Genomic DNA, 2,450 nt, shown 5'->3' with positions numbered 1-2,450 from the left:
CTAGTGGTTAGTCTCCAACACTTGATGCCCACGCTTGGCGGCAACGATGATCGCCTTTGGATCGGCCTTCCAGACGAAGGGCTTGGGTGTTTGGTTGTGCGTCTCGATGAAGGTGTTGATCGCCCGCCGGAGGTCGACGAGGGAGTGGAAGACGCCGTGCTTGAGCCGTCTTCGGGTGAGTTTGGCGAAGAAGCCTTCGACGGCGTTCAACCAGGAACACGAGGTGGGCGTGAAGTGGAAGGTCCAGCGCGGGTGGCGGGCGAGCCAAGCCTTGACCTTCGCGTGCTTGTGAGCGGCGTAGTTGTCGAGCACGACATGGATCGTCTTCTCGGGCGGAATTTGCCGCTCGATGGCATTGAGGAACTGGCTGAACTCCTGGTGGCGATGGCGCTGCCGGTTCTGGCCGATGACGGTGCCGTCGAGCACGTTGAGCGCGGCGAAGAGGGTGGTCGTCCCGTGGCGTTCGTAGTCGTGGGTCATCGTCGCGAGGCGGCCGCGCATCATCGGCAGACCCGGCTGGATCCGATCCAGCGCCTGAATTTGCGACTTCTCGTCGATCGACAGCACCACCGCGTGCTGCGGCGGATCCACGTAGAGACCCACCACGTCTTCGACCTTGCTGGCGAAGGCCGGATCGTTGGACAGCTTGAACTGCCGGAAGCGATGCGGGGCGAGGCCGTTCTCCTGCCAGATCCGATGCACCATCGCCGTCGACACGCCGCTCTTCCCGGCCATCGCCCGCACCGTCCAGTGCGTCGCATCGGCCGGCGGGTCTTCGTCCAAGGTCAGCCGCACCACCTCCGCTACCTTCGCATCCGCAAGCTTCGGAATGCGCGACGGCCGGGTCTTGTCGCGCAACAGACCATCCACGCCCGCCTCGACATAGCGCTCCTGCCAGCGCCAGACCGAGGGCTTGGACAGCCCGGTCCGCCGCATGATCTCGGCCGTGCCGAGCCGATCGCCCGTCAACAGCACCACCTGGGCCCGCCAGACGTGCTTCTGCGGGCTGTTCCGATCGGCGACGATCGCTGCAAGCCGCGCACGATCTGCCGAAGAGACGAAAAGTCCAAGGTTCCCTCACATCGAAAAGAGATAGCACAGAAGGCTTATCCCCTTGCCACCGGCCATACAGGATGTAGTGACAGCGGAGTGTGGATGGTGTAGAACTTATGGTGAACGGGTGGTTTGAGGAGGCGTTTGCCATGGGTGATTTTCCGCGCTCGGTGCTCGAGTTTCAGCGACGTTTTCCCGATGACGCGGCGTGCGCCGCCTATCTGGCGGACGCGCGCTGGCCGGAGGGTTTCATCTGCCCTGCATGCGGCCACGGCAAGGCTTGGCAACTGGACACCAAGCCGTGGACTTATGAATGCGCCGCTTGTCACCGGCAGACGTCGGTGCGGGCGGGGACAGTGATGCACGGCTCCAAGCTTTCGCTGACGGTGTGGTTCTGGGCCGCATATCTGATGGCGACCCATTCCAACGGCATGTCGGCGCGGCAGTTGTGGCGGCAACTGGGGCTCGGCTCGTACAAGAGCGCCTGGCTGCTGTGCGCCAAGCTGCGCCGGGCCATGGTCGATCCCGAGCGGGCGCTGCTGACTGGTATCGTCGAGGTCGACGAAACGGCCCTTTCCTACCGGGCCAAGGACGACCCGCCGGCCGGTGGCCACGGACGCAGCCGCGACGGCAAGCTGCCGCTCGCCGGCGCCGACGAGAGCGTCGGCAACGGACCGGGACGGAGCCGCCTGGCGGTCATCGAGGACTATTCGGCGACGAGCCTGCACGCGTTCATCCGGGCCAACATCGCCGAAGGCGCCACCGCCAGGACCGACGGCTGGCCCGCCTACCCCGGCGCGCCGGGCGTCGACCACGACCCCCATGTCGTCGGCACCATGGCCGCACACGTCCTCCTCCCCTGGGTGCACCGCGTGTTCGCCAACCTCAAAACCTGGGCCCTCGGCGTCTATCACGGGCTCCGTCGGCCTCACCTGCAAAGCTACCTCGACGAGTTCGTCTTCCGCTTCAACCGACGCCGAACACCCCAAGCCGCCTTCCGCACCCTCCTCGGCATCGGAATCAGGATCAAACCCGCAACTTACAACATGTTGATCGCACCGGGAGCAACGGGATAAGCTTTTCTCCAAGTCTGAAAAGCGCTTGAATTGTCTCAAGCGGACGGACTTGACTTTCATCTCAGCGTTCCTTGCTCAAACCTTCAAGACAATCCCCATGTCGTCGGCAAGATGGCCGCCCACGTCGTCCTCCCTTGGGTGCACCGCGTCTTCGCAAACCTCAAGATCTGGGCCCTCGGCGTCTATCACGGGCTCCGCCGGCCTCACCTGCAGGCCTATCTCGACGAATTCGTCTTCCGCTTCAACCGACGCCGAACACCCCACGCCGCCTTCCGCTCGCTGCTCCGCATCGGAACCAAAATCAAACCCGCAACTTACAAC

General features: G+C 64.1%; 2 protein-coding genes and 1 pseudogene. 2 read left to right on the top strand and 1 reads right to left on the bottom strand.

Going from position 1 to position 2,450, the window contains the following annotated elements:
- Positions 1-1,026, bottom strand: a complete 1,026-nt coding sequence (locus ACSLE4_RS05355; RefSeq protein WP_435903446.1) for an IS630 family transposase — start codon at positions 1,024-1,026, stop codon at positions 1-3.
- A gap of 176 nt (positions 1,027-1,202) precedes the next feature.
- Between ACSLE4_RS05355 and ACSLE4_RS05350 the strand changes: the two genes are divergently transcribed.
- Positions 1,203-2,129 carry an IS1595 family transposase gene (locus ACSLE4_RS05350; RefSeq protein ID WP_435903445.1) on the top strand — a complete coding sequence of 309 codons (927 nt, stop codon included), beginning with the start codon at positions 1,203-1,205 and terminating at the stop codon, positions 2,127-2,129.
- Between the two features lie 90 nt (positions 2,130-2,219).
- Positions 2,220-2,450, top strand: a pseudogene (locus ACSLE4_RS05345) (transposase); the annotation flags it as partial.

This window comes from Methyloceanibacter sp. (genome assembly GCF_051306395.1).
In the GTDB taxonomy this organism is placed as follows: domain Bacteria; phylum Pseudomonadota; class Alphaproteobacteria; order Rhizobiales; family Methyloligellaceae; genus Methyloceanibacter.
This window is presented reverse-complemented; position numbering and strand designations above follow the sequence as displayed.